The 24,613-nt window shown below is 43.8% G+C and carries 18 protein-coding genes and 1 tRNA gene; 13 read left to right on the top strand and 6 right to left on the bottom strand.

Going from position 1 to position 24,613, the window contains the following annotated elements; genetic code table 11:
- Positions 1-17: 17 nt before the first annotated feature.
- From NDJ01_RS11215 to NDJ01_RS11245, 7 genes are all read left to right on the top strand, one after another.
- Positions 18-2,438 carry a hybrid sensor histidine kinase/response regulator gene (locus tag NDJ01_RS11215; RefSeq protein WP_258586705.1) on the top strand — a complete coding sequence of 807 codons (2,421 nt, stop codon included), beginning with the start codon at positions 18-20 and terminating at the stop codon, positions 2,436-2,438.
- Between the two features lie 519 nt (positions 2,439-2,957).
- Complete coding sequence (locus NDJ01_RS11220) at positions 2,958-3,407, top strand: L-alanine exporter AlaE (protein WP_047008566.1); 450 nt, start codon at positions 2,958-2,960, stop codon at positions 3,405-3,407.
- Positions 3,408-3,551: 144 nt separating this feature from the next.
- Positions 3,552-3,639 (top strand) — tRNA-Ser (locus tag NDJ01_RS11225).
- A gap of 359 nt (positions 3,640-3,998) precedes the next feature.
- Positions 3,999-5,636 carry a methyl-accepting chemotaxis protein gene (locus tag NDJ01_RS11230; protein WP_047008567.1) on the top strand — a complete coding sequence of 546 codons (1,638 nt, stop codon included), beginning with the start codon at positions 3,999-4,001 and terminating at the stop codon, positions 5,634-5,636.
- A 463-nt stretch (positions 5,637-6,099) separates the two neighbouring features.
- Positions 6,100-7,239, top strand: a complete 1,140-nt coding sequence (locus NDJ01_RS11235) for an efflux RND transporter periplasmic adaptor subunit (protein WP_047008568.1) — start codon at positions 6,100-6,102, stop codon at positions 7,237-7,239.
- 2 nt (positions 7,240-7,241) lie between these two features.
- Positions 7,242-10,403: an efflux RND transporter permease subunit gene (locus tag NDJ01_RS11240; protein WP_046874752.1), complete on the top strand. Its 3,162-nt coding sequence runs from the start codon at positions 7,242-7,244 to the stop codon at positions 10,401-10,403.
- 192 nt (positions 10,404-10,595) lie between these two features.
- Complete coding sequence (locus NDJ01_RS11245) at positions 10,596-11,051, top strand: MarR family winged helix-turn-helix transcriptional regulator (RefSeq protein WP_182018992.1); 456 nt, start codon at positions 10,596-10,598, stop codon at positions 11,049-11,051.
- Positions 11,052-11,097: 46 nt separating this feature from the next.
- On the opposite strand, the gene NDJ01_RS11250 is transcribed toward NDJ01_RS11245, so the two are convergent.
- Entirely contained in the window at positions 11,098-12,054 is a 957-nt protein-coding gene (locus NDJ01_RS11250; protein ID WP_258430633.1) for an AEC family transporter, read from the bottom strand.
- Between the two features lie 601 nt (positions 12,055-12,655).
- Between NDJ01_RS11250 and trpS the strand changes: the two genes are divergently transcribed.
- On the top strand, positions 12,656-13,678 hold the full coding sequence (gene trpS / locus NDJ01_RS11255) for a tryptophan--tRNA ligase (protein WP_258586706.1): 1,023 nt from the start codon (positions 12,656-12,658) through the stop codon (positions 13,676-13,678).
- Positions 13,679-13,768: 90 nt separating this feature from the next.
- On the opposite strand, the gene NDJ01_RS11260 is transcribed toward trpS, so the two are convergent.
- Positions 13,769-14,725, bottom strand: a complete 957-nt coding sequence (locus NDJ01_RS11260) for an ATP-dependent dsDNA exonuclease (protein ID WP_258586707.1) — start codon at positions 14,723-14,725, stop codon at positions 13,769-13,771.
- Positions 14,722-16,050: a sphingomyelin phosphodiesterase gene (locus NDJ01_RS11265; protein WP_258586708.1), complete on the bottom strand. Its 1,329-nt coding sequence runs from the start codon at positions 16,048-16,050 to the stop codon at positions 14,722-14,724. Before NDJ01_RS11265 ends, NDJ01_RS11260 begins: the two co-directional genes overlap by 4 nt.
- A gap of 292 nt (positions 16,051-16,342) precedes the next feature.
- On the opposite strand from NDJ01_RS11265, the gene NDJ01_RS11270 reads away from it, so the two are divergent.
- Positions 16,343-16,609, top strand: a complete 267-nt coding sequence (locus tag NDJ01_RS11270) for a hypothetical protein (protein ID WP_012841963.1) — start codon at positions 16,343-16,345, stop codon at positions 16,607-16,609.
- Positions 16,610-16,764: 155 nt separating this feature from the next.
- Positions 16,765-18,393, top strand: a complete 1,629-nt coding sequence (locus NDJ01_RS11275) for a methyl-accepting chemotaxis protein (protein ID WP_005390805.1) — start codon at positions 16,765-16,767, stop codon at positions 18,391-18,393.
- Between the two features lie 129 nt (positions 18,394-18,522).
- Here NDJ01_RS11275 and NDJ01_RS11280 read toward each other — a convergent pair whose 3' ends face one another.
- Both NDJ01_RS11280 and NDJ01_RS11285 read right to left on the bottom strand, forming a co-directional pair.
- Positions 18,523-19,293, bottom strand: coding sequence for a tRNA isopentenyl-2-thiomethyl-A-37 hydroxylase MiaE (locus NDJ01_RS11280; protein ID WP_258586709.1), 771 nt, complete (start codon positions 19,291-19,293; stop codon positions 18,523-18,525).
- A 97-nt stretch (positions 19,294-19,390) separates the two neighbouring features.
- Positions 19,391-20,155: a hypothetical protein gene (locus tag NDJ01_RS11285; RefSeq protein WP_005390808.1), complete on the bottom strand. Its 765-nt coding sequence runs from the start codon at positions 20,153-20,155 to the stop codon at positions 19,391-19,393.
- Positions 20,156-20,468: 313 nt separating this feature from the next.
- Here NDJ01_RS11285 and cysB point away from each other — a divergent pair, with 313 nt between their 5' ends.
- Positions 20,469-21,443 (top strand): HTH-type transcriptional regulator CysB, encoded by a 975-nt coding sequence (gene cysB, locus NDJ01_RS11290; protein ID WP_006742885.1) that lies wholly within the window; start codon positions 20,469-20,471, stop codon positions 21,441-21,443.
- Positions 21,444-21,496: 53 nt separating this feature from the next.
- Positions 21,497-22,693 carry an SAM-dependent methyltransferase gene (locus NDJ01_RS11295; RefSeq protein WP_258586710.1) on the top strand — a complete coding sequence of 399 codons (1,197 nt, stop codon included), beginning with the start codon at positions 21,497-21,499 and terminating at the stop codon, positions 22,691-22,693.
- A gap of 93 nt (positions 22,694-22,786) precedes the next feature.
- Here NDJ01_RS11295 and ald read toward each other — a convergent pair whose 3' ends face one another.
- Positions 22,787-23,911, bottom strand: coding sequence for an alanine dehydrogenase (gene ald, locus NDJ01_RS11300; protein ID WP_005378241.1), 1,125 nt, complete (start codon positions 23,909-23,911; stop codon positions 22,787-22,789).
- Between the two features lie 156 nt (positions 23,912-24,067).
- On the opposite strand from ald, the gene lrp reads away from it, so the two are divergent.
- Positions 24,068-24,562: a leucine-responsive transcriptional regulator Lrp gene (lrp, locus tag NDJ01_RS11305; protein WP_005378234.1), complete on the top strand. Its 495-nt coding sequence runs from the start codon at positions 24,068-24,070 to the stop codon at positions 24,560-24,562.
- The last annotated feature ends 51 nt before the right edge of the window (positions 24,563-24,613 follow it).

Below are 24,613 nucleotides of genomic sequence, written 5' to 3' on the forward strand. Positions count from 1 at the left end.
ATGATTCACAGACATCTATGGAAATTCGCTCATCACTTAGAAAAAAAAGCATTCTCGCCCTGACACTGTACCTGTGTTTCTTTATCGCAACGATTGGTTCTGTTGCCTATTTGGTTGTCGAGCCTCCGGTTAGGCAAAAGCTAGAGCAAAACCTAGAGTTACGCACCCAACTGCTTGCTCTAGAGATTAAAGAGCCTCTCCTTAGCTCTACTGGTGTATTGAGCAGCCTAGCAGGACTCGCCCAGGGGACTGAAAAAATTCAATCTCTCAACACGACAATTCCGCATATTCTCCAATTGAGTGATGAGATGCTCGTCAGTGGTGGCGTATGGCCTAAACCAGAACTCAAAGCTGAACAATGGCGATATAAAAGCCTATTCTTCAATAAAAACAGTGATGGCGGTATTGACCAAATTCACTCCTACAATAATCCTGAATCTGGCGGTTATGACAATGAACCATGGTATAAGGCAGCAGCTGACGCGCCAGTTGGTTCTGTGAGTTGGTCTACGGTTTATATCGACACTTTTACTCAGGTTCAGATGATTACTGCGTCTTCCCCATATTATCAAAACGGTCAATTCGCTGGCGTTGTAACGGTAGACTTATCACTTGATGCACTTTTTCAGTTTATTCGAGAGCACACGAACCTGCATTCTTTAGGTGTGGTGGTTCGCGATGCTGAATCGAACGTGATTATTGAGCACAACTTCCAACTAACAGACGAAATTTATGTCAGTGAGCTTGATTTTGGAGAGTTCGATTGGCGTATGGAAGTTGTCAACGCGAAAGCTAAAGTAGCCGATCAAGTGTTTGAACAAGTCATAAGTGTTGAGGGGAGGATCATTCCATTCTTACTCTTGTGTGTACTGGTCGGGTATTACTTGCTGAATCGTTACATTGTCGAACCGATTGTCCGTATTGCCGCTAAGATTGATGACTCGAAAACTGGCGGGATCATAGACATTGATTACGATAGCGAAGATGAAATTGGACAGCTCATCGAGAAGTTCAATGAAAAAACCATCTATCTAGAGCAAGAGAGAATAAAAGCCCAGGCTTCGACGAACGCTAAAACGGCATTTTTAGCCACATTATCCCATGAGATTCGTACGCCAATGAACGGTGTATTAGGAACCGCTCAGATATTGTTAAAAACACCACTCACCGATGATCAACGTAAGCACCTGAGAACACTTTATGACTCAGGTGATCATATGATGACGTTACTTAATGAGATTTTAGATTACTCAAAAATTGAGCAAGGGCATGTTGAATTCGAAAATACGCCTTTCCCAATTGAGTCGATCATCGGCAGCATAAAAAGTGTTTATCAAACACTATGTGCAGAAAAAGGCCTTCGTTTTAGAGTCGTGTCTCATTTACCAACAGGGCGCTGGTACAACAATGACAAAGCCCGTCTGCGCCAAGTATTGTTTAACCTACTAAACAACGCTGTCAAGTTCACCGACCGAGGCATCGTAGAGGTAGAGCTGACCGAGAAATCGAGCAAGGCAGGTACCAAGCTTATTCTCGCGGTGAAAGATACCGGTATCGGTATTTCTCAAGAAGCGCAAAAACGCATTTTCCGTCCTTTTGAACAAGCGGAGTCCTCGACGACTAGGCGGTTTGGTGGTACAGGGCTTGGTTTGGCGATAGTAAAAGAAATTGCCGAGCATATGGGAGGGCATGTGATTGTGCAGAGTCAAGAGAATGTCGGGACAACCTTTACCGTCGAGATCGCGCTTACGCCTTGTGAGCCTGGGAAAGTGGAAGCAGTCAATGCACATAAGCTGAATTGCAAAGGTTTGAAAGCGCTCATTGTCGAAGACAACCGAACAAATGCGATCATTATGGAAACTTTCCTAAGAGCCAAAGGCTTTGAGTGCACAAGTGTTGAAAATGGTCAGCTTGCCGTCGATGAGGTGGCCGTTCAGTCATTTGATTTGATATTAATGGACAATCATATGCCTGTTCTTGATGGTGTTGGGGCGATATCAGCCATTCGAGCGATGAGTTCGCCTGTAAAGTCGGTACTGATCTTTGGCTGCACAGCGGATGTATTCAAAGAAACACAAGAGCGCATGATAAATGTAGGAGCCGACCACATAATTGCGAAACCAATTGTGGAGTCTGAATTAAATGATGCGTTATATCTCCATGCAGCACGGTTATACCAATACCAGTCGGACTTTGGCGATAATACAACGAATATCCTTGATGCGGAAAAGTGGCTACTAAACTTCTATGTTGCTCTAGATAATGGTCATCTCAACGAAGCGCTAGAGGCTATTTCAGCGATTATTGCTCAAGTCACTCCAGATGCTAATAAAGACGTTTCTTTAGTTGCCGAGCGAATAAGGCGTAACTTAAAGCGTCAGCAGTCTCCAAACCAAGATGATATCGATACATTAACGCTCTTGCTCGCATCATCATAGCTTAATCCATATAGCGCGATTCAACGCAATCATGAATTGTCTTTACTCTTCATACCTAACCTTTGGCTGAATCGTCTATTTTTTCCTTACTTTCAATGAGCTTAGCTCTGCTGTTAGATTCTGTCATAAGAGAAACGGTGCGGCTCTCAGTTGCGCTCACATCGGGAATACTCTGAATTTTTACAACTCAGTAGCATAAGTTATTAGAATGATCGTTTATTCCCCGAACTTTATCCTAACCCTCCATCCAAACAATCACTTATCCCACTTTTTGTGTAAGTTAAATCCGTATTTTTCTACCATTTTTACGTCATTTTAGGCGTTTTTAGTTGTTGGTGGTGAAAAAAACTACTTTCATTTTAAAAAATGGTTATAAATTTACAACTTGATTTCAAATACAGTGCCATACGCTGCTTTTTATGTGATTTAATTGCCTTATTAACTGGTCATGTATTTGTTTGATGGTTGATAGTTTTATTTTGTTTATTGTTGGTGGTATTTAATTTTAGGGGTTGGTTAATGAAGTCTCGCGGACCATTTTGTATTCGTCACGCCGCAGCGGATACCTTTGCTATGGTTGTTTTTTGCTTTATCACAGGGATGATTGTCGAGATTTTGATTTCAGGGATGACGTTTGAGCAATCTTTAGCATCACGTACACTATCTATTCCAGTGAATATTGCTATTGCTTGGCCGTATGGCGTTTTTCGTGATTGGGTACTACGTCAGGGTAACAAGGTATCGCCGTCTTCATTTATGAAAAACGTATCTGATCTGGTCGCTTATGTGCTTTTTCAGTCTCCAGTTTATGCGGGAATTTTATTCGCAGTTGGTGCGTCTACAGACCAAATAGTGACCGCGGTGACAAGTAACGCCATTATTTCTTGCGGTATGGGTGTGTTGTATGGGTACTTCTTGGACATGTGCCGCCGTTGGTTCCGTGTTCCCGGCTATTCTCAAGGCATCTAAATGACCCAGTTTTGCTCAATTTAGTTACTTAGTGAGCAATCGAGTGGAAAAGGGCGCTTTTTTTTATGTTTAGCCTTGACCATCAGGCACATAATCATTAAATTAGCGCCTCGTTAGCCAATGATGCTAACCAAAAATTGATTCGGTGAGTTGTCCGAGTGGCTGAAGGAGCACGCCTGGAAAGTGTGTATACGGCAACGTATCGAGAGTTCGAATCTCTCACTCACCGCCACATTTGAGCCCTAGCAGAAATGCTGGGGCTTTTTCGTATTACGCGACAAGTTCAATCCCAGAGCTGTATATCGTATTGGTTCTCAATTACTCATTGAGTCGGCAAGCCCTTCAAAAAAGCCTCCTTTTTATTCATCTTTTGTTACACATTTTCCGTACAGGTAGTGCGTTTTTATTCGCATGTTGTGATGAGCGTTCCTTATTAAATTTTCCACAAAATCAATTAATTGTTGAAATTAGAACGCTTGTCAAAAAGTCATCAGATATCATGTTTAATAGAGTCTTTTACCTAATGGGATACTCTATTTGTTTGATATAATTTCTGGCAGTTTGTATACCATAATTAAAGAGAGTCTATTCATGTTCCAGAACTTAACGATCAAGCAGAAGATAGTGATTCCGCTGTCACTGATTATTGGATTGTTTATTGTGAGCTCTGTATTAAACGTTATGACAAGTTGGAAACAATCTGAGTTGAGTGAAACACTTAACGAACAGATAGTGCCGAACTTATTAACGATTGAGGATGCTTACCGCGATCTTTACCAAGCTACATCTGCAATTCAAGGTGTTGCTCTTTCTGATACTCAAACCGATATTGACCACCACATCGGTGAATACAAAGACAACGCATACAAAGCGCTGCCACGTATGGAGAAAATGATTGAGCTATCGCAAGCTGGCGTGATGCCTTCTTCACACGGTAATGAAGTGAGAAAGCTTGTCTCCCTAGGTGAAAAATGGTTGGCGAGTTATGAAGCGATGTTGCGTTTACCTCAATCACAATGGCTTGGTTACTACAACGAACACAAACACACCTTTGAAAATCAGTTTATCGAGGTAAGAGCGCAACTTAATGTTGTGAAAGATGTGATAGAAGAAAAACAAAGCTTATTGAAAGATGAAATCTCAGCAGCTGCATCAAGAGCAGAGTTAATTCTTGAAGCGGGCATTGTGATTGTTATTCTGGCCGCTATTGCGATGGCATTTTTGTTGTTGCAAACCGTCGTGAAGCCTATCAACGATATCAAAAATGCGATGACAGAAATTGCTTCTGGTGAAGGTGATTTAAGCCAGCGAATCGATGTGAAAACACAAGACGAAATTGGCAATTTAGCGAACGCGTTTAATCAGTTTGTGTCTAAAATCCAAGCGACAGTTTCTCAAGTAATTGAAAGTTCGAATACCTTGCGTAATGAGATGGAAAATCTTAGCTCGTTGACCACGACCATCGCGAACTCGACCGTTTCACAGCAAAAAGACAGCGAGGCGGTAGCGGCGGCAGTGCATGAAATGCAAGTCACCAGCAGAAATGTCAGCGATAGCGCTAACGAAGCTGCGGTTGCGAGCCAAACAGCGAATGATGAACTTACCAATACCAATATTATTTTGGATCAAACCGTTAGCTCAATTCGTAGCCTCGCAAGTGAAATCGAAAGTGCAAGCCACGTCATTAACACATTGGATCATGATGTGAGTAACATTGCTTCTGTATTGGATGTCATTCGTGGTATCGCAGAGCAAACGAACTTATTGGCGCTTAACGCAGCGATTGAAGCGGCTCGTGCAGGAGAACAAGGGCGAGGCTTTGCTGTTGTCGCAGATGAGGTCCGCTCGTTAGCCAGTCGCACACAACAGAGCACGGGTGAAATCCAAACCATGATTGAAAAGCTACAATCTGGTGCGGGACAAGCCGTAGAAGTGATGCGTGGTAGCCAAAATAGCAGTGATGAAACAATTCAATCGGCAGGGAGAGCGAGTCAATCCCTTTCTGAAATCTTAAACGCGATTTCACGTATGAACGAGATGAACACACACATTGCAACGGCTGCAAGCCAGCAAAGTACGGTAAGTGACGAAGTAAATAGCAACGTACAAGGCATTGCAGATAGCAGTACATCTATTGTGGAAATCGTCAACCAAGCGCAAGCATCTTTAGCCATGTTATCAGAGCAAACCCAGCGCTTAGATCATCAGGTTAGTCAGTTCAAAGTATAAGCTTGAGAACTGCAGTCTCACTGACGAAATAACCCGCTTCTTAGCGGGTTATTTTTTAGATAAGGGTCGAACCTGACTTGTGAAGGCTCGACTATATTTACATTCCTCTTTTACTTAACTTTGTATACCAGAGGTGCAAATAATCCTAGACAGCGGTGACAAACTCTGTACAGCGTGATGATGCTTTTATCATCACTTTTGCTGCTTTTTAACCATTGCAATTGCTCACAGGAAAGTGTGATTTCCAACCCAAAATCTTCAAATTTGAGAACTTCATTACACCTTTACCATAAACGTTTTTCGTAAGCGTATAGAACTGTAAATTTTGTTGTATGTACAACACTGGGTAATTATCATCCTAATTAATTTGTTCTGGATATACATCCGTTAGTCATCATTAAGTCATTCTAGAAGTTTTTAGCAAGGAATCTTGAAGGCTTGTAGGTAAAAGAGAGAAAAATTCATGAGACGTAAAACCACGCTATCTCTGCTGATTGCGTCGAGCCTTTTTGTGGTTGGATGTCAACCTAGCGAAGAAGGATCGAGCCAAGGTAGTGCTCCTGCGCCCGCAACCGAAGTTGAAGTGTTAACGGTGGAACCAACTCGCCAAGCGTTAACTGTCGAGTTGCCAGGTCGTAGCCGTGCATTCAAAGAAGCGGAAGTTCGTCCGCAAGTTACAGGCATTATTTCAGAGCGAAATTTTGTTGAAGGGGGCCTTGTTGAACAAGGACAGTCCCTATATCAAATTGATGATTCATCATTTCAAGCGGATTTGCTGAGCGCTGAAGCGGAATTAATCCGAGCTCAAGCAGCGGCAGAATCGACCCATGCCACAGTGAAGCGTTACAGAACCTTGATCACCAAAAAGTCCATCAGCCAACAAGATTTGGATGAAGCAGAAGCAGCATACAAGGAAGCGCAAGCACAGGTCCTAGTCGCAAAAGCGAAGATCAATACGGCAAAAATCAATTTAGATTACACGCAAGTGAAAGCTCCGATTAGCGGTGTGATCGGTAAATCGAGTGTGACGGCGGGTGCGTTGGTTACGGCTAACCAAGCAGCCAAATTAGCGACCATTCAGCAGCTTGATCCTATCAACGTTGATATTGTGCAATCATCCGCGCAACTGCTGCGTTTAAAAGCGGCTCTTTCCCAAGGTCATATGCAAGAAGATGACTCTGCGCAAGTTACATTGATGCTTGAAGATGGCAGCACGTACGAACATAAAGGCACGATGAAATTTACCGAGGTCAATGTGAACGAAAGTACGGGTAGCGTGACGCTTCGTGCTGAATTCCCAAACCCTGACGGTTTGTTACTACCAGGAATGTTTGTTCGTGCGACGGTTATTACTGGTGTTGACCCTGACGCGATTCTGATACCACAAAATACCGTTTCTCGTGATGCGACAGGTAAAGCGACAGTGATGACGGTTAATGGCGAGAACAAAGTGGAAGCGAAACCAGTGAAGACTGCCGAAGCGATCAATAGCCAATGGCGCATTATTGATGGTTTGAACGCGGGTGATAAAGTCATTACCGCCGGTTTACAAAAGGTAGGGCCAGGCAGTTCGGTAACTATCCAAAACGGTGAACAGGAGTAATCATGGCACGATTTTTTATCGATCGTCCGGTATTTGCTTGGGTTCTCGCGATTCTAACGATGTTGGCGGGGGTAATGTCATTATTCAATTTACCCGTCTCGCAATACCCAACGATTTCACCGACGACGATCACCATCAGTGCTCGCTATCCAGGTGCATCAGCAAAAACCGTTGAAGACTCGGTAACGCAAGTTATCGAGCAAAACATGACGGGATTAGATTACCTTCGCTACCTATCATCGAGCAGTGATGCATTTGGTAATGCGACAATTACCCTGACGTTTGATAGCGAAGCTGACCCTGATATCGCGCAAGTACAGGTGCAGAACAAACTGCAATTGGCATTGACTTCATTACCGATGGAGGTACAAAACCAAGGTATTGTCGTAAATAAATCCAATACGGCATTTCTCATGGTTGTCGCAGTTTATTCTGAAGATCCAGACTTTACAGAAAACGATATCGGCGACTTTGTTGTAACGAATATTCAAGACCCGATAAGTCGTGTAACTGGCGTAGGACAAGTGCAGGCGTTTGGTGCGCAGTATGCGATGCGAGTCTGGCTGGACCCATTTAAGCTTACGCAGTTCAACTTGACCGCAATCGATGTAGCAAATGCTATCAGTGAACAGAACGCGCAAGTTTCTTCAGGTCAACTTGGTGCAGCACCTGCGCAGGAAGGTCAGCTGTTGAATGCAACGATTTCGTCTGCAAGTCGTTTGAGCAGTGTAGAAGAGTTCCAAGACATCATTCTTAAGTCTGACGCCAGTGGTTCGAATGTTTATTTGAAAGATGTAGCTCGCGTTGAACGTGGTGCAGAAAGTTACGATATTCGAGGCCAATATAATGGCTTCCCAGCATCGGGGTTAGGTATTTCATTAGGTACTGGCGCAAACGCGCTTGAGACCGCCAATGCAGTAAAAGAGCGCTTAGACCAACTGAGTGCAACGTTCCCAGAAGGGTTGCAGATTGCTTACCCATTTGAAACAACGCCATTCGTCAAAGCCTCGATTCAAGAAGTGGTTAAAACGCTATTAGAAGCCATTCTTCTTGTGTTCTTAATCATGTACCTGTTCTTGCAGAACTTCCGTGCGACGATCATTCCAACGATCGCAGTGCCTGTCGTACTGCTCGGCACCTTCGCTATTTTGTACGCGACTGGATTTAGCGTAAACACGTTAACCATGTTCGCGATGGTTCTGGCTATCGGTTTGCTAGTGGACGATGCCATCGTTGTGGTGGAAAACGTCGAGCGTGTGATGCATGAGGATGGGTTAGAGCCAAAAGAAGCGACCAAAAAATCGATGGGGCAGATTACTGGTGCCCTGATTGGTGTGGGTCTGACGCTTTCTGCGGTATTCGTCCCTATGGCGTTTATGTCTGGTTCTACAGGGGTTATTTACCGTCAGTTCTCGATAACGATTGTGGCGGCGATGACACTTTCAGTTTTGGTAGCGATAATTCTGACTCCAGCATTATGTGCAACATTACTGAAAAAAGGCGATGCTGAGCTTCTAGAAAAGAAAGGCTTCTTTGGCTGGTTTAACCGCAAGTTTGATGCGATGACAGCTGGCTATGAAACCGGCGTTGCTAAACTCCTCAAGCGCACAGGTCGAATGTTGGTTGTATTCTTGGCAATGAGTGCAGGTGCGGGCTGGCTGTTTATGAACCTTCCGACGTCATTCTTGCCGGATGAAGACCAAGGCACGGTATTCTCAATGGCCATTTTGCCGCCTAACTCAACGCAAGAGCAGACGGAAAAAACACTTGAGAAAATGCGCGACTTTTACCTTGTGGATGAGAAAGACAACGTGAAATCCGTCTTCTCCGTTGCGGGCTTTAGTTTTGCAGGCCAAGGCCAAAACATGGGGATGGCCTTTATTGGTCTGAAAGATTGGTCAGAGCGTGAAGCGCCGGGTGCTGATGCAGCTTCCATTACTGGTCGAGCGATGGGGTACTTCTCAACCATCAAAGAAGCACTGGTGTTTGCATTTGCACCTCCTGCGATTCAAGAATTGGGTAACTCGACAGGCTTTGATTTCTATCTTCAAGATTCGTTGAACAAAGGTCACGACGCATTAGTCGCTGCGCAAGGTCAACTGCTTGGCATGGCTGCACAAAACCCGAAACTTGTCGGTGTTCGTCCGAACGGCCAAGCAGATGCGCCAATGTACAAAGTGAACATTGACCACGTTAAACTGCGTGCTCTGGATGTTAGCATTAATGACGTCAACCAAATCCTGTCAGCGGCATGGGGCGGAGCGTACATTAACGACTATATTGATCGCGGTCGAGTGAAAAAAGTCATGATGCAAAGTGATGCGGAATACCGTATGCAGCCAAAAGACTTCGATTCGTGGTACGTGCGTAACTCAAAAGGTGAGATGGTGCCTTTCTCTGCCTTTGCGAGCGGAGAGTGGACGTATGGTTCACCTCTTTTGCAGCGTTTTGATGGTTTGCCAGCGATGAATATCCAAGGCGGCGCAGCTCCTGGCGTCAGTACTGGTGAAGCTATGGCAGAAATTGAAGCAATGGTAGAAAAGCTACCAGAAGGCTTCACGGTGAACTGGAATGGTATTTCGTATGAAGAGCGCCTTTCCGGAAACCAAGCGCCAATGTTATATGCGCTGTCTATCCTCGTCGTATTCTTAGTTCTCGCCGCTTTGTATGAAAGTTGGTCAGTACCTTTCGCCGTGGTGTTAGTTGTGCCTCTTGGTGTGCTTGGTGCTGTGCTCGCGGTAATGACGCGAAGTATGGACAACGATGTATTCTTCCAGGTGAGTTTATTAACGACGGTCGGCTTGGCAACTAAAAACGCCATTTTGATTGTTGAGTTTGCGAAAGATTACTACGAGAAAGGCGCTGGCCTTATCGAAGCAACCCTGCATGCCGTTCGTGTTCGTCTGCGCCCAATTATTATGACATCGCTTGCCTTTGGTCTAGGTGTAGTACCGCTTGCTATCAGCTCTGGCGTGGGCTCAGCAGGTCAAAATGCGGTAGGTACTGGTGTACTTGGTGGCATGATCAGTGCGACGATCTTAGGTATATTCTTTGTGCCAATCTTCTTTGTGGTGGTTGAGCGATTGTTTGATCGACGTGCGAGAAAAGAATCGGAGGCAGAGTTGTCTGAGACTAATCCTAAACCAGCTCAGCAAAGCGAGTAAGACTTGGTTGCTGTAACTGAGTTATACTGGTGATAATAAACACGATAAAAGGGCGCTTCGGCGCTCTTTATTTTATGTTTTCACTTGGTGGTTACCGTCTTTGACGCAAACTTGAAGGGGGGAGCGTTTTGCCTTATGCAGAATCTGTTTATCCTTCCGACCGAATGAAAGCCTAAAGAAGAACAAACGACGATGAAAGATCAGAAAATCTCCCCAATTTCCGTTTTGGATCAAAGCCCTATGTTTGTCTGCGGTGTGATGCAGCGAATGTATCGCAACCGTGCTCAAGCTGAGCTCTCTCGGCAAAATTTAATGACACTCGAGATGGCAAGTGCACTGGCCGCTTTGGAAGAGTTTCAACCCATGAGTCAGCAAGCGCTGGCTGACGCGGTTCGAACTGAGCGAAGTGTAGCAAAGCGAATGGTGGATAATTTGGAAAAGCGAGGGTTTGTTCAAGTTTCTAAAAGTAAATCGAATCAGCGTCTCAAAATGCTAAGCATGACAAAAGAGGGGGGAAACGCTTTAAAGCAAGTGCATCAAATCATGACGAACTTACAGAAAGAATTTTTTGCTTGTTTGTCTGAATCAGAAGCGAGTGAGTTTTTTCGTTTGGTAAGAAAGCTTACTTTTGCAAATCACGACCAGTAGCTTATCTTAATGCTATCTAGCGCGCCTTTACTGTATTGGTGAGCAATTATATTAAGTCGTAAAACTTAAGAAATAGAATGCCCAAAGTACACGTGACGGTAGAAAGTACCGTAGTGAGTGCGATGATATTTGCGGCTAATGTGGCATTGCCTCCCATCGAACGTGCCATGACATAACTGGCTGCTGCCACTGGGGAAGCGTTCATAAAGAAAAGAATACCTAACTCAATTCCTCGAAAACCTACTAAGTAAGCACCAATAGTGATCATTACGGGTGCCACGATCAGCTTGTAACTGCTTGCAAACCAAGATGGACCTTTCTCTTTTCTCATCAAGCTAAAATCGAGTGAGCCGCCCGTACACAACAGCGCTAAAGGTAATGTCATTTTGGACAAGTAGTTCCCTGCATCAATAACAACGTTCGGTACTGGAATAGCGAGTAAATAAAAAGCCATCCCTAGGACGATTGAGATTATCAGTGGATTCCTCGTCAGTGTTCGGCCCATCATTTTTGCGGCTTGTGGGACAGAAGTTGCGCCCTTGGGAGATAAGCAAATAACCGCTTGGACGTTATAAAGAAACGTGGTGACCGCGACATAAAGCGCTGCTAACGCTACACCTTGAGAACCATACGCATTGGCAACGTAAGCGATGCCAATAATACCTGTGTTTGCTCGGAACCCACCTTGGATAAGAACACCTTGGTCAGGTGATGCTTTGAACAGAAGCTTGACCGAAAGGTAGGTGAAAATAAAAAAAGAAACACTAGCGATAACGCCGAAATTGACAAAGCCACTTGCCGCTGAAAAATCGTGTTCTGAAGCCACAATACTGACAAATAACATCGCAGGTAGCGTAACTTGAAACACTAGTTTAGAGCCCACTTCGATAAAATTATCGTTGATCAGTCCAATGCGTTTGAACACCACGCCAAGTATTAACATCAAACAGATAGGTCCGGTTATCGACAAAGAGAATTGCAACTGATGTAAAACAGCTTCCATGTAAGTATCCGCAGCAAAAGAAAAAAGTGTTCCTGCTGCCTATTAAGCCACAAACCCGGAGGGTAGGACAGTAACGTGATGAAATTTTCTTCTGTTGTAGGTTCCGGAGTCATTTACACTCCAAGTTATGGACGAGGTCCCAGTTTAACAAAGCTGTACTGGTTCTATGCGCGATATGTTGGTTTACTACTTATCGTGATGCATCCACATGCGTATTAAATAAAAGGGTTGGTCATTGTGGTTATGGATAGGAGTTCATCGATGAAAAGGAAACACAACAAAACCGTACTTTGTGCATTTGTCTCAGGTTCGGTGTTTGGTGCAGCTTTAGTCATTGCGATGTCTTTACCAATGTAATCGTTTCTGTAGGCTCTTTGAATACTTACGCTAATTCAATACAAAAACAGATTGAGTTCAGCTTAATGTACTGTTAGTTTGAAAACATGAAAATACACGTTAGCCCTTCATCAACAACCTTCTTTTGGTGGCGCTCTAAATAGAGCGGCACGGAATACTCACATTCTTAAGCTGCTGGATGGTAGCTAAGAGTGTTTGATCTTTTTATCTCCAGTAGCGATTTATTAAATACTTGGAGATAAATATGAACACCATTCAAAGTACATCACAGCGTGAAATTATCCTGACCGGCGATCGAGCGACAGGTCCGTTACACCTCGGGCACTATGTCGGTTCATTGCAACAACGAGTCAAATTGCAAACGGAGCATGAGCAAACGATCTTAGTCGCAGACATGCAAGGGTTGACGGATAACGCCCACAATCCATCAAAAGTATCCTCCAATATTCTCAATGTTGTTGCGGATTATCTGGCCGTTGGTATCGACCCCACACAAACCACGATCACGTTGCAATCTCAAATACCAGCGTTAGCTGAGTTAACGATGTATTACAGCAATCTTGTCTCTATTGCCCGTTTAGAGCGTAATCCCACGGTTAAAAATGAGATTCAAAGTAAAGGCTTTGAGCGCTCTATTCCTGCTGGCTTTTTAACGTATCCAATTTCTCAAGCTGCCGATATTACGGGGTTCCACGCGACGTTGGTTCCGGTAGGTGATGACCAACTGCCGATGTTGGAGCAAACCAATGAAATCGTAAGAAAAATAAACTACCTGGGTGGAAAAGAGGTTCTTAGAGAATGCCGTCCATTACTTAGTGATGCACCTCGTTTGCCGAGTACTGATGGCAAAAATAAGATGTCTAAAAGCATGGGGAATGCAATCAACCTAGGGGCGTCTGAAAAGGATATTTCTGCGGCGGTGAAATCTATGTATACCGACCCCAATCACCTGAAAATTGAGGACCCTGGCCAAGTCGAAGGTAATATCGTATTTACCTACCTCAATGCCTTTCACCCTGATAAAGATTATATCGAACAGCTAAAAGAGCATTATCGACGAGGTGGGTTAGGTGATGGTTTGACCAAGAAAGTGTTAGAAGAATGCCTACAAGAGATGCTTCGTCCTATTCGAGAAAAGCGTGCCATGTATCTAAATGACAAAGCACAGCTGATTGATATTTTAAAACAAGGCAGTCAGCGTTCTCGTGAGAAAACTGAACAAGTGCTATTTGATGTGAAAGATGTATTTGGTTTGAATTTGTTCTGAATTAAAAAGCAGGGTTCTGAATAAAAGGCACGGCTGTTTATTCGTAACGTGCCTTTTGGACTTTCAATTCCCATCAATGAAAGCTGACGTTTAAGAAGAAAAGAACTCGCGGCGAAAATCCGCTATTTCTTGTTGGTAATAACTGTGCCATTCCGGTTCTGATAAACTAGCATGGCTGGTGGCTCTCTCTTTTCTGAGTCTGGACTCAAGTTGTTGCAATGCTTGTTGGTAATCTCTGACTTGCTCTTTTTGCTCGGCAATTTGTTGCTCACGAGCGTGAATCTCTTCGCTTTCGTCCTTCGTTAAGTAAGTTCTTTCCAGCTCTGCGATGATAGTTTGGCGATCTGGAAAGCTCATGCTATTGGGTATCAGGGCGACTGCACGCTCATATTTTGCTTGGTCGTTTGTAAGCCCGATAGCCTCTGCATTTTCTTGCCAGTCTATGATGAGTTGCTCGAAAGCTTGCAAAAAGCTTTCTGGACTTTGCGTGTTGAGCTGTTGGGCCTCTAAATTGAAATCGTATAGGGCGAACTCATCCGAGAAAATAACATCAGCCAACTCGCCCCAAATGCCTCTTGCCTCGGCTTTAAGTTGTGCAATACGTGAGGCTAGTGGTTGTTGCTCATCAAACAACAAATTACCCACACTTTCTTGCCATTGACTGTTGAGTTGATGGTAGTTCGCCAAAAGCTGAAATCGTGCTGAAGATAAATAAGGCTCGAGCAAGGCTAACTGTTCCTCACAGTCGCGGTTCGACATGCACTCATGCCAAAATGACTCAAGCTCTGCGACGAGTTCTTTCCCTTTGAGCAGAGTTAGTCTCTCAGTCGTTATTTGAGTCGCAGAAGGGAGCTCTGCGGCCTGTGGTGAAGTATCTACACTGGGAGCGATATTGCTTGTTTTTAGTGATGTACTGGGGACGTTCTTATTTTTTGTCTTTGGAGCAGAAGCGGACACGGCTGCTTCTTGCTGCCCATCTTGACTGAAAGTTAAAAACATTATGCCCGCCATAATGGCGGACATGATTATCAACGCGATTTTCTTCATGGCTTGATTGTTGCGCTAACTGGGAAATGGTCAGAAAGGTTGTAGTGTTTCCATAAACTCTCAGCGGTTGTGCGCGGCACGTCTACACGGTTGTCATTGAATGATTTCACCCCGTATTCACTACTTACCATAACATAGTCAAGATATTCCACGTTTTCGCCGCCTGATAACGCTTCACCTGCGAAGTTATTGATACGGGGATCAAAGGTTGACTCCGTGTAACCTGAATACTGAGGTTCGATGGCGCTTAAGTTGGCGATCATTTGTTGGTAGTCACCAGGGAACTTTCTTTTGTTTACGTTAAAGTCGCCGCTGTATACCACAGTTTCGCTTGAAGGAATGTTGAGAGATTTAGCGAGTGCGCGGATTTGTTTGAACTGGCGCTGACGATACTCGCGAGCGGTGTCTGTATCGAAAGATGCGGTATGGGTAGCAAATACATGGTAAGCCTGACCACCTTTAATAATTTCCGCATAATTCACGCCTTTGTCGGCAAAGCAGTCTGTGCCAGAGCAGTCGGGGAAGACATATTGCGCTTCATTCACGATAGGATAGCGACTGACAATGATCACCCCACCATCATGAATATTAACGCCTTCTTTATCTAACATTTTAGTTTGGTACGGATATTCCTTAGCTAACTCACGTAGGAATGCTTCACGACCGCTTGCAAACACTTCTTGCAGCGCTAATACATCATAACCTTTGACGTATTGAGGAATCAGTTCGTAACGATCACCGATGTGCGATGCAATAGCCGTAAGAGCCCAGATGTTGTATGTCATCAACTTAAGGTTTTGTTCTTCGTTATCGACAGATTCATTTACTTTGCTTGGTGTGATGGTGTAATAAACATCGTCGTATCGAGCGGTACTGTCTGACTTAAATGCCAGTTCGGTTTCTCGGATGCCAAAAGCGTTAGTGTTGGCACGATGAATATTACGATCATCTTTAAGAGATAAATCGACATCGGCCGCCGATAAGCCATATTCAATGGTTGAATTATACCAATGACCTTCCATGACCTGATTGAGTGTTATGCTTTCACCTTTAGGGCTAGAAACCACAGTTTCAAAACGGTAAGTTTGGTTTGATTTCACGCCTTCCCAACGATTGAAGCTCAATACAGGTTTGGTTTCCCACGGACTAAGTACTTGTACATGTTGCTGCCACTCTTCTCCGTATTCAAGTAAATCACTGCCTTCGTGCTTTACTTGAATAGTTAAAGGCTGATCAGAGTTATTGGTTAGATAAACATCTGTATCTGCAATGCTTGGCAATGCCACCAAGCCACTTAATAAAAGACCCCACTGCGATAATTTCATCTTATTTTTCCATCATTTGAACTAGAGCAATCATTCTTGTTTATAAATATTACTTGCACGTTAAATATGGATGACATCGAAGCCAGTACTAAAAATTGTTATCAGAATGTGAACTTTATTCAATGGTGAGGAGTCGGGGTAGAGAGTTAATGGTTGCTTAAGCGGTTGTAAATAATAGCGATGGTTAACGAATCGTACTCACTGCAATCAAGTTGTCATCTTCGCTCTATAAGTTGTGCGGCGTCATTCATCCAGCCACATGGCTAGAACTTAAATTGATAGATGGAGCACTATGGCTAGAGCAGTAAATCCAATCGATGAAACCATCATTAAATTACTACAAGACCAAGGTTTGATTAGAAGCGAAGCAGAAGCTCGTTTAAAGAAAGAGGTATACCGCTTACAGCCTAATGAGATTGAAAAAGTCAAAAATTATGCCCAGCACTTTGGCATCAACGCTAAAGAAAAACTCATCGATGAGATCTTAGAGTTGCGCCGGGAAGCGCTCATAAAAAAATGTAGACACAATACGGAGCATGCGAGCCTATCTCTAAAATAGAACGTGATAAAAATATCAATTACTGGTCAAGATTTGATCTCTCAGGCCGATGTATATAAGAGCGCTCAATGATATCGAGCGCAAAAAACAGTGTGTTTTAGAGGTTAAGCTTTCACTTAAGTGAGAGGTTTGGAAAGGCTGCAGGGAGAAAGTGCATGCGTATTAAAGACTTAAGTGTCGTAAAGAAAATATCGGTTAGTTATTTAACCGTTTTTGCCGTGTTTGGTTTAGTGTCAGTAATGTTGGTACAAGGTTTGTTAACACTGAATAAAGACATCTCAGTGCTAACAGATAAAAGCTTACCTTCTGTTGCGATTTTGAAAGGTATCCAAGTTGATATTACTAAAGTGCGCAAAGATGAGTTCTCTTTATTGCCAAACGCAAATCATCCCAAAATTGGTGAGTGGTTAAAAGGCCTCGACCAATGGCGTTCTGATGTGCAGGCTGGTATTGCAGAATACGAAAAGCTCGACCTTAATCAGCGTGAAACGCAGTCTTTTAACGTTTTTAAAGAAACCTGGAATCAATACATCAAAGAAACGAAGACTTACAACGCACTGCTAAGCCAAGGTGATGCTGAAAGTGCAAATGATGTGATTTTATCGAGTTTCGATACTTACTCAAAAGCGTTGAGCAGCTTGGATGATACCCTCGCGTTGAACGATGAGTTGGTGAATTTGATTGGCGAAGAAGTACAAAATGAAGCGGCATTTACACAATACAGCGCTGCTGTTGGTGCGCTTGTCGTCGCATTGGTCATGGTAATGTCTGCCATGTTGCTTTCTCGAGTCATTTGCGGGCCTGTTGATCGAGCATTGGAATTCGCTTCCAAAATCGCCAAGGGTCAATTGAATAATCAAATCGACGAAAGTGAATTGAGCAAAGACGAGTTAGGAACGTTGCTCAAAGAGCTTGTCGGTATGCAAACAAACTTACATTCGCTGGTTTCTGAGATTAATGACTCAACGATTCAGCTAACGGCAGCAGTAGAGGAGGTGAGTGCTATTTCTTCTCAGACCGCTTCTGGTATGCAAAATCAACAAATTGAACTTAGCTCGGTGGCTTCTGCGATGACAGAAATGCAAGCTGCTGTAAGTGAAGTGGCACAAAATACCGAAGTTGGCGCGACCTCCGCTTACTCGGCAACGGAAGTGGCAAAGCAAGGAACGGCGACGTTACAACAAACTATTGCAGTAATTGAGCGTGTATCACATACGATCCAAGAGTCAGATGAACTGGCACGTGAGCTTGAATCGAGCTCAAACAATATCAATGTGGTCGTAGATGTGATCCGCGGGATTGCGGAGCAAACAAACTTGTTAGCACTGAACGCCGCAATTGAAGCTGCTCGGGCCGGTGAACAAGGACGTGGTTTTGCTGTTGTGGCAGATGAGGTTCGTTCTCTGGCGCAACGCACTCAAGACTCCACTTCACAAATTGTGGAAATTGTTAATCAACTACAAGAGAGCAGCAGCAAAATAGGGCATTCAAGCCGTGATTGTCAGGAAGGTATTTCTCAGTGTGTTGAGCAAGTCAATGACGCTGATAGCCAGATAAAAGAAATTGAACATTCTGTCGATAACATAGCGCAAATGAGCACACAAATCGCAACGGCGTGCAGCGAGCAGAATTCTGTATCCGAAGAACTGAATCGCAGTGTGGAGCATATTAATAGTGCTTCAACAGAGATGGCTGAGGGAGCTTCGCAAACGGCTGTGGCTTGCCAGCAGATCAGTAGCCTAGCGCACAACTTGAAAACTCGAATGGGTTCATTCCAGCTCTAGTTGTTTTGTTTCAGCTTTATTCCTAACCTCATTGCTACAAAAAATAAGCCGGACGAAATGTACGGCTTATTTATTCTCTGTCTATATAAATAAGTTCAGAGCATGCTCAATCTTGGGAGAATATGCTCGCTAGGCTGGAATACCACTATGGAACTTAAAATCTATATCTGGCGTAGAAATTAAATCCGCCTCAACTCGGCCAAAATAGGCTATGCGTTCGCTGATGTCTTTGCCCGCGATTTGCTCTGCTAATACAAGATAATCTTGATAGTGGCGTGCTTCTGAGCGCAGTAAAGAAACGTAGAATTTTGCGATATCGTCATCCATATGTGGTGCTAGTTTGGCAAAACGCTCACAAGATCGGGCTTCGATGTACGCACCAATGATGAGCTTATCGATCAGCGTTTCCGGTTCATGAGTCTTCATATGCGAAATGAGCCCTTTAGCATAGCGACTTGCTGGAATATTTTTATACTCAATTCCACGACTTTCCATGATCTCTAAAACTTGATAAAAGTGGTGTAACTCCTCTTTAATCAAAAGCACCATTTTATCGATCAAATCTTGGCTGTACGGTGAGTTTGACTTAGCCATGATCGCTTTGGAAATATTGCTCTTACCTTTTAAAGTTTCTAGTGAGCCTACATTGCGATAAGCAAAATCTTCATAGGGTTTAAACCAGTCAAGCAGAGCATGTGAACTGGATTGGTCAACGGCATACTTACGAATTAAAAACATCGCAGATTGGCCAGCTTTTAGCTCACACATTAGGTGGTCTAATAAAATGGTTTGAAGGTTTTCTGGTTTCTTTGCTTCCTCTACCCATTCATCAGGTGTGCTGCATTGCAGAAATTGGTTAATGGGAGCAAGAAGATCTTGATAGGCGTCTAGATTCATCATTTTAGTTTTAGTACTTCACATTCTAATTGGGCATATCCGCTATCTTACGGATAGAAAAAAGGCTGCGATTGCAGCCTTTATTGACCTTAAGTGAATGTTACCACTTTTTCTTCTCGCCGAAGAGTGCTTCCATGTCATTGTCGCGCTCTTTATCGGCGATCTGCTGCATTTCGGCATCACTTTTATCTTGGCGTTTTTTATCTAGGTCGCCCAGCATGTCTTCAAGCTTCTGTTTCGCTTGAATCGAGTAGGGATCGCTCTTTGTACTCAATGCATCGATACCTTTGCGTAGCAGTTGAAGTGCTGTACCAGGTTGACCTCGAGCGATTGAGTCGTTTGCTCTTTTAATGACGTTTTCGATGTTGATACGAATCTGCATCGTTTCTAAACGCGCATTTTCAGCGACGTAAGTCTGGGTGTCGATACGGCCTTTATTGTGTTCGTTACGGATAGTATCGCGGAGGCGTTTCACCAACTTAAGCATGACGATGGCTTGTTTATCACTGCTCGGCATTTTGAACGTGGTACTCTCGCCAGTGGGACCATTCTCTTTCAGTTGATCAATCTGTTGCTTCATGTTTTCGATACGTTGAGCAAGCTGCTTATTCTTCGGGTCAAGCTCATGCATGCTTTCTAGCGCGTCAAGAATACGATTGTTTAGACACAGCAACAGCTCCTTGCTAAAAGGGATATGGTGCGCATGACCAATCAACTCTTCAGTGCCATCAATCAAGGCAACATAGCGTGCGGACTCCTGTCTTTTCGCAGTCTCTACCTTGACCTTATACTGCAACATAATGTTATAGCCTAGGATCAACACCAGTAGGATGGCTACCAAAGCGATTATTAAACCAATATTCATATCTTTGCGTCTGCTTTACTTTTCTACGGCTAGCGTTAAAGAATACATGAATCTTATCTTACTCGGCACCCTATTTGTTTGATTATTTTGTCTCTCCCACGTTTTAGCTACTGATAGAAGTCACATCATAGAACTTCAGTCATTTATTGGCTCAACTTTGTGCATATTGTTTCTATGTTGAGGATTATCAGTATGTGATTGAGGTATAAGTTAGAAATTACTGTTCATTTCGATTTGAACGCGTTATAACTAATTATTATATCGCTCGTCCGAGTGGCCAATAAATTATCTCATGAACAAGTAAGGGATTACGATGAAACTGCAGCAGCTGAAGTATATTGTTGAGGTTGTAAACCATAATCTGAATGTATCCGCGACGGCAGAAAGCTTGTATACCTCTCAGCCAGGTATCAGTAAGCAGGTTCGGTTGCTGGAAGATGAGTTAGGCATTCAGATTTTTGAACGTAGCGGTAAGCACTTAACACAGGTGACACCTGCTGGTGAAGAAATTGTACGTATTTCCCAAGAGATTCTGGCTCGCGTAGAAAGTATCAAAGCTGTAGCGGGGGAGCACACCCACCCAGAAATGGGGACACTGAATATCACTACGACACACACGCAAGCACGTTATGCTTTGCCGGATGTCATCAAAGGTTTTACTTCTCGCTACCCAAAAGTGTCATTACACATGCATCAAGGTACGCCGTCACAAATGTCTGAGGCGATTGCCAAAGGTACGGCGAACTTTGCGATTGCGACAGAAGCACTTCACTTATATCAAGATGCCATCATGCTGCCTTGTTATCACTGGAACCGTTCAATTGTCGTGCCTAAAGATCATCCATTAGCGAAGAAAGATAAGGTAACGATCAGCGATCTTGCCGCTTATCCATTGGTCACTTATGTGTTTGGTTTTACGGGCCGTTCAGAGTTAGATACCGCATTTAATCGTGAAGGTTTAACCCCGAGAGTAGTGTTCACTGCAACTGATGCGGACGTTATTAAAACGTATGTTCGCATGGGTATTGGTGTCGGCGTAATTGCTAGCATGGCTGTGGATGAAGAGCAGGACAGCGATTTAGTCGCAATAGATGCGAGCCATTTATTCGGGGCTAGTACGACAAGTATTGGCTTCCGTCGCGGCACATTCCTGCGCTCATACATGTTCGATTTTATGGAACGCTTTGCTCCTCATTTAACTCGCCCAGTGGTAGAGCAGGCGATTTCGTTGAAATCTAATGCAGAAATCGAAGAGATGTTTAAAGACATCGAGCTCCCGGTGAGATAACACTTCATTGATGTTTCGATTCCCTCTACAATGCGCTCGTTGTAGGGGGAGCTATGAAAACGCAATTTCAATTTATTAATGACTGCTTATTGGAAAACGAATCGCTATGGCGGTTTGAACCATTTAAAAGTAGCATTCACACCTCATTACCTTGGCAAGAGCAACACCCTCAGTTGTGCCAGTGGTTAGTGTCTCTTTCTCCCTCTCAAATCGAAGAGTATAAAGCGGAACCTGAACTCGCCTTAAAAGCGATAAGCGCGTTCGTGCCTCAACTCGAACAACTCGCTTATCACACGCGTTTAGAGTTTTTAACCTTAAATGGTTTGGCACTCGCTCGTGGTTTAGACAACGGCATTCCCGGACGTAAGCTGGAGCAAATCAGCTCGATGGGTGAAGCTGCAATTCAACAACACTGTGGCGAAGAATGGTTAGAGTGGTGTTCAGGGAAAGGTTATTTAGGACGAATCCTGGCAACACAAACCGATCAGCCTGTGACCAGTTTCGAATATCAACAAGCACTGTGTGATTCCGGGCAACAAGCTGCGAATGAACACCATTGGAAAATGACGTTTATTCAAGGTGACGCGTTCGATAGCAAAGCAAAAGCGGTATTCAAGCCAACGCAACACGCGGTGGCACTGCATGCGTGTGGTGATCTCCATGTTCGTCTAATGCAGTACGGCAGTGAGAATGGGATTGCTGCGATGACCATCTCACCTTGTTGTTATCACTTGATTCAGTCGGAACAATACCAGCCGATGTCGAAACCGGGGAGGGTTTCTTCTCTCTCATTGTCTAAGCAAGAACTGCGTATCCCGTTACAGCAAACGGTGACAGGGGGGGAGCGTGTACGTCGCCATCGTCAGCAGGAAATGGTGTTTCGTCTTGGCTTCGATTTGATTACTCGACGAGTGTTAGGCATGGCAGAATATCAACCTGTCCCCAGTATTCGTAAGTCGCAATTAAGTGAAGGCTTTGAATCTTTGTGTCGCTGGGCGGCGGAGCAGAAAGGTATCGTTCTTTCTCAAGAAATCGATTTCGATCATTTTGAAAAGTTAAGCGAACAACGCTTCTGGCAAATGGAGAGAATGAGCTTAGTGCAACTGGTTTTTCAACGTCCATTGGAGATCTGGCTCGCATTGGACAAAGCACTTTATCTTGAAGAACGTGGTTATCGTGTTAGATTATCAGAGTTTTGCCCTAAATCAGTTACACCTAGAAATATTTTAATTTGTGCATATAAGAATTAGTTATTTTTTATAGCTAAACGCTCTATATGAAAAAGCCCACTTATGCGTGGGCTTTTGTAAACAAAACGTGACAAATTGTGTTTTATTTTGTCATTAATTGAACATAGCGATAGCTTGAGTTGGTTCAACGTATTCCAAGTCAAAGCTTTCTGCTACTTCTTTACATGTTACTTTTCCGTGAATAACGTTTAGACCTTCAAGGAAGCCTTTGTCTTCTAGAAGTGCCTCACGGTAGCCTTTGTTTGCGAGTTTCACAATGTAAGGGAGTGTTGCATTGTTCAATGCGAAAGTTGAAGTACGTGCAACCGCACCAGGCATATTTGCTACGCAGTAGTGAACCACTTCATCAACGATGTAAGTTGGATCTGCGTGGGTTGTTGCGTGAGATGTCTCGAAACAGCCACCTTGGTCAATAGCCACGTCAACCACTGCCGCACCAGGTTTCATCTTAGCAATGTGCTCTTTTGTTACCAGCTTAGGCGCTGCTGCTCCAGGAATTAGAACTGCACCGATAACAAGGTCAGCTTCTAGAACATGCTTCTCGATAGCGTCTTCAGTAGAATAAACCACTTTAGCGCGACCTTGGAATTCTTCGTCAAGCTTACGAAGTGTATCTACGTTGCGGTCTAGAATGGTTACGTCAGCGCGAAGACCAACAGCCATACGAGCTGCGTTTGCACCAACAACACCACCACCAACGATGACGACTTTCGCTGGCTCAACACCAGGTACGCCACCTAGTAGCAGACCACGACCGCCGTGTGATTTTTCCAATGTTTGCGCACCAGCTTGGATAGACATCCGACCTGCCACTTCTGACATTGGTGCTAACAGTGGCAAACGACCCATATTATCTGTTACAGTCTCATAGGCTATACAGACAGCTTTGCTCTTGATTAGCTCATCAGTTTGTGGAAAATCTGGTGCTAGGTGTAAATAAGTAAATAAAATTTGCCCTTCGCGGAGCATTGCTCTCTCTACTGCTTGGGGTTCTTTTACTTTTACAATCATGTCTGCTTGCGCGAATACGTCTGCAGCATGAGGGAGAATGGATGCGCCGACAGCGATGTAATCATCGTCTGAAAAACCAATGCCGGCACCTGCATTGGTCTCAACTAAAACTTGGTGACCATGTGAGATGAGTTCTCTCACGCTTGCTGGGATCATACCAACACGATATTCGTGGTTCTTGATTTCCTTAGGTACGCCAATGATCATCCTGTATCCTCTTTCTATAATGGTTGTATTAACTGTTTGTAGGGTGTTATTGTCGAATTAATAACTAGTATAGTTATAGATTTGTAAAATTTGGCACCAAATATTAAAAAGTTGTAGTATATTTTTTTGCAAGGAAGTAATAAGGTGGAATAAAAAATGGCAGACAACTATAAAAAGCCGTCCAAGGAACTAGACCGTATCGACCGCAACATTCTTAATGAACTGCAGAAAGACGGTCGTATTTCAAACGTTGAGCTTTCAAAACGTGTGGGACTTTCTCCAACGCCATGTTTGGAGCGTGTACGTCGCTTAGAGCGTCAGGGTTATATCACAGGATACACTGCATTATTGAATCCGCAGTTCCTGGATGCGTCACTATTAGTATTCGTTGAGATTACACTAAACCGTGGTGCGCCGGATGTATTTGAGCAGTTTAACTCAGCTGTTCAAAAGCTAGACGACATACAAGAGTGTCATCTTGTATCAGGTGACTTTGACTATCTTCTTAAAACCCGTGTATCAGATATGGGTGCTTACCGCCGACTATTGGGCGATACGTTACTACGCCTACCTGGCGTAAATGACACTCGCACATACGTTGTAATGGAAGAAGTGAAACAATCTAACCAGCTTGTGATCAAAACTCGTTAATTTCTTGCAAAGAAAGCGGTATATGCTTCCGCTTTCGCCAGAGAGTAATTG

Origin of the sequence: Vibrio sp. HS-50-1 (assembly GCF_024747315.1) — a bacterium.
In the GTDB taxonomy this organism is placed as follows: Bacteria; Pseudomonadota; Gammaproteobacteria; order Enterobacterales; family Vibrionaceae; genus Vibrio; species Vibrio diabolicus.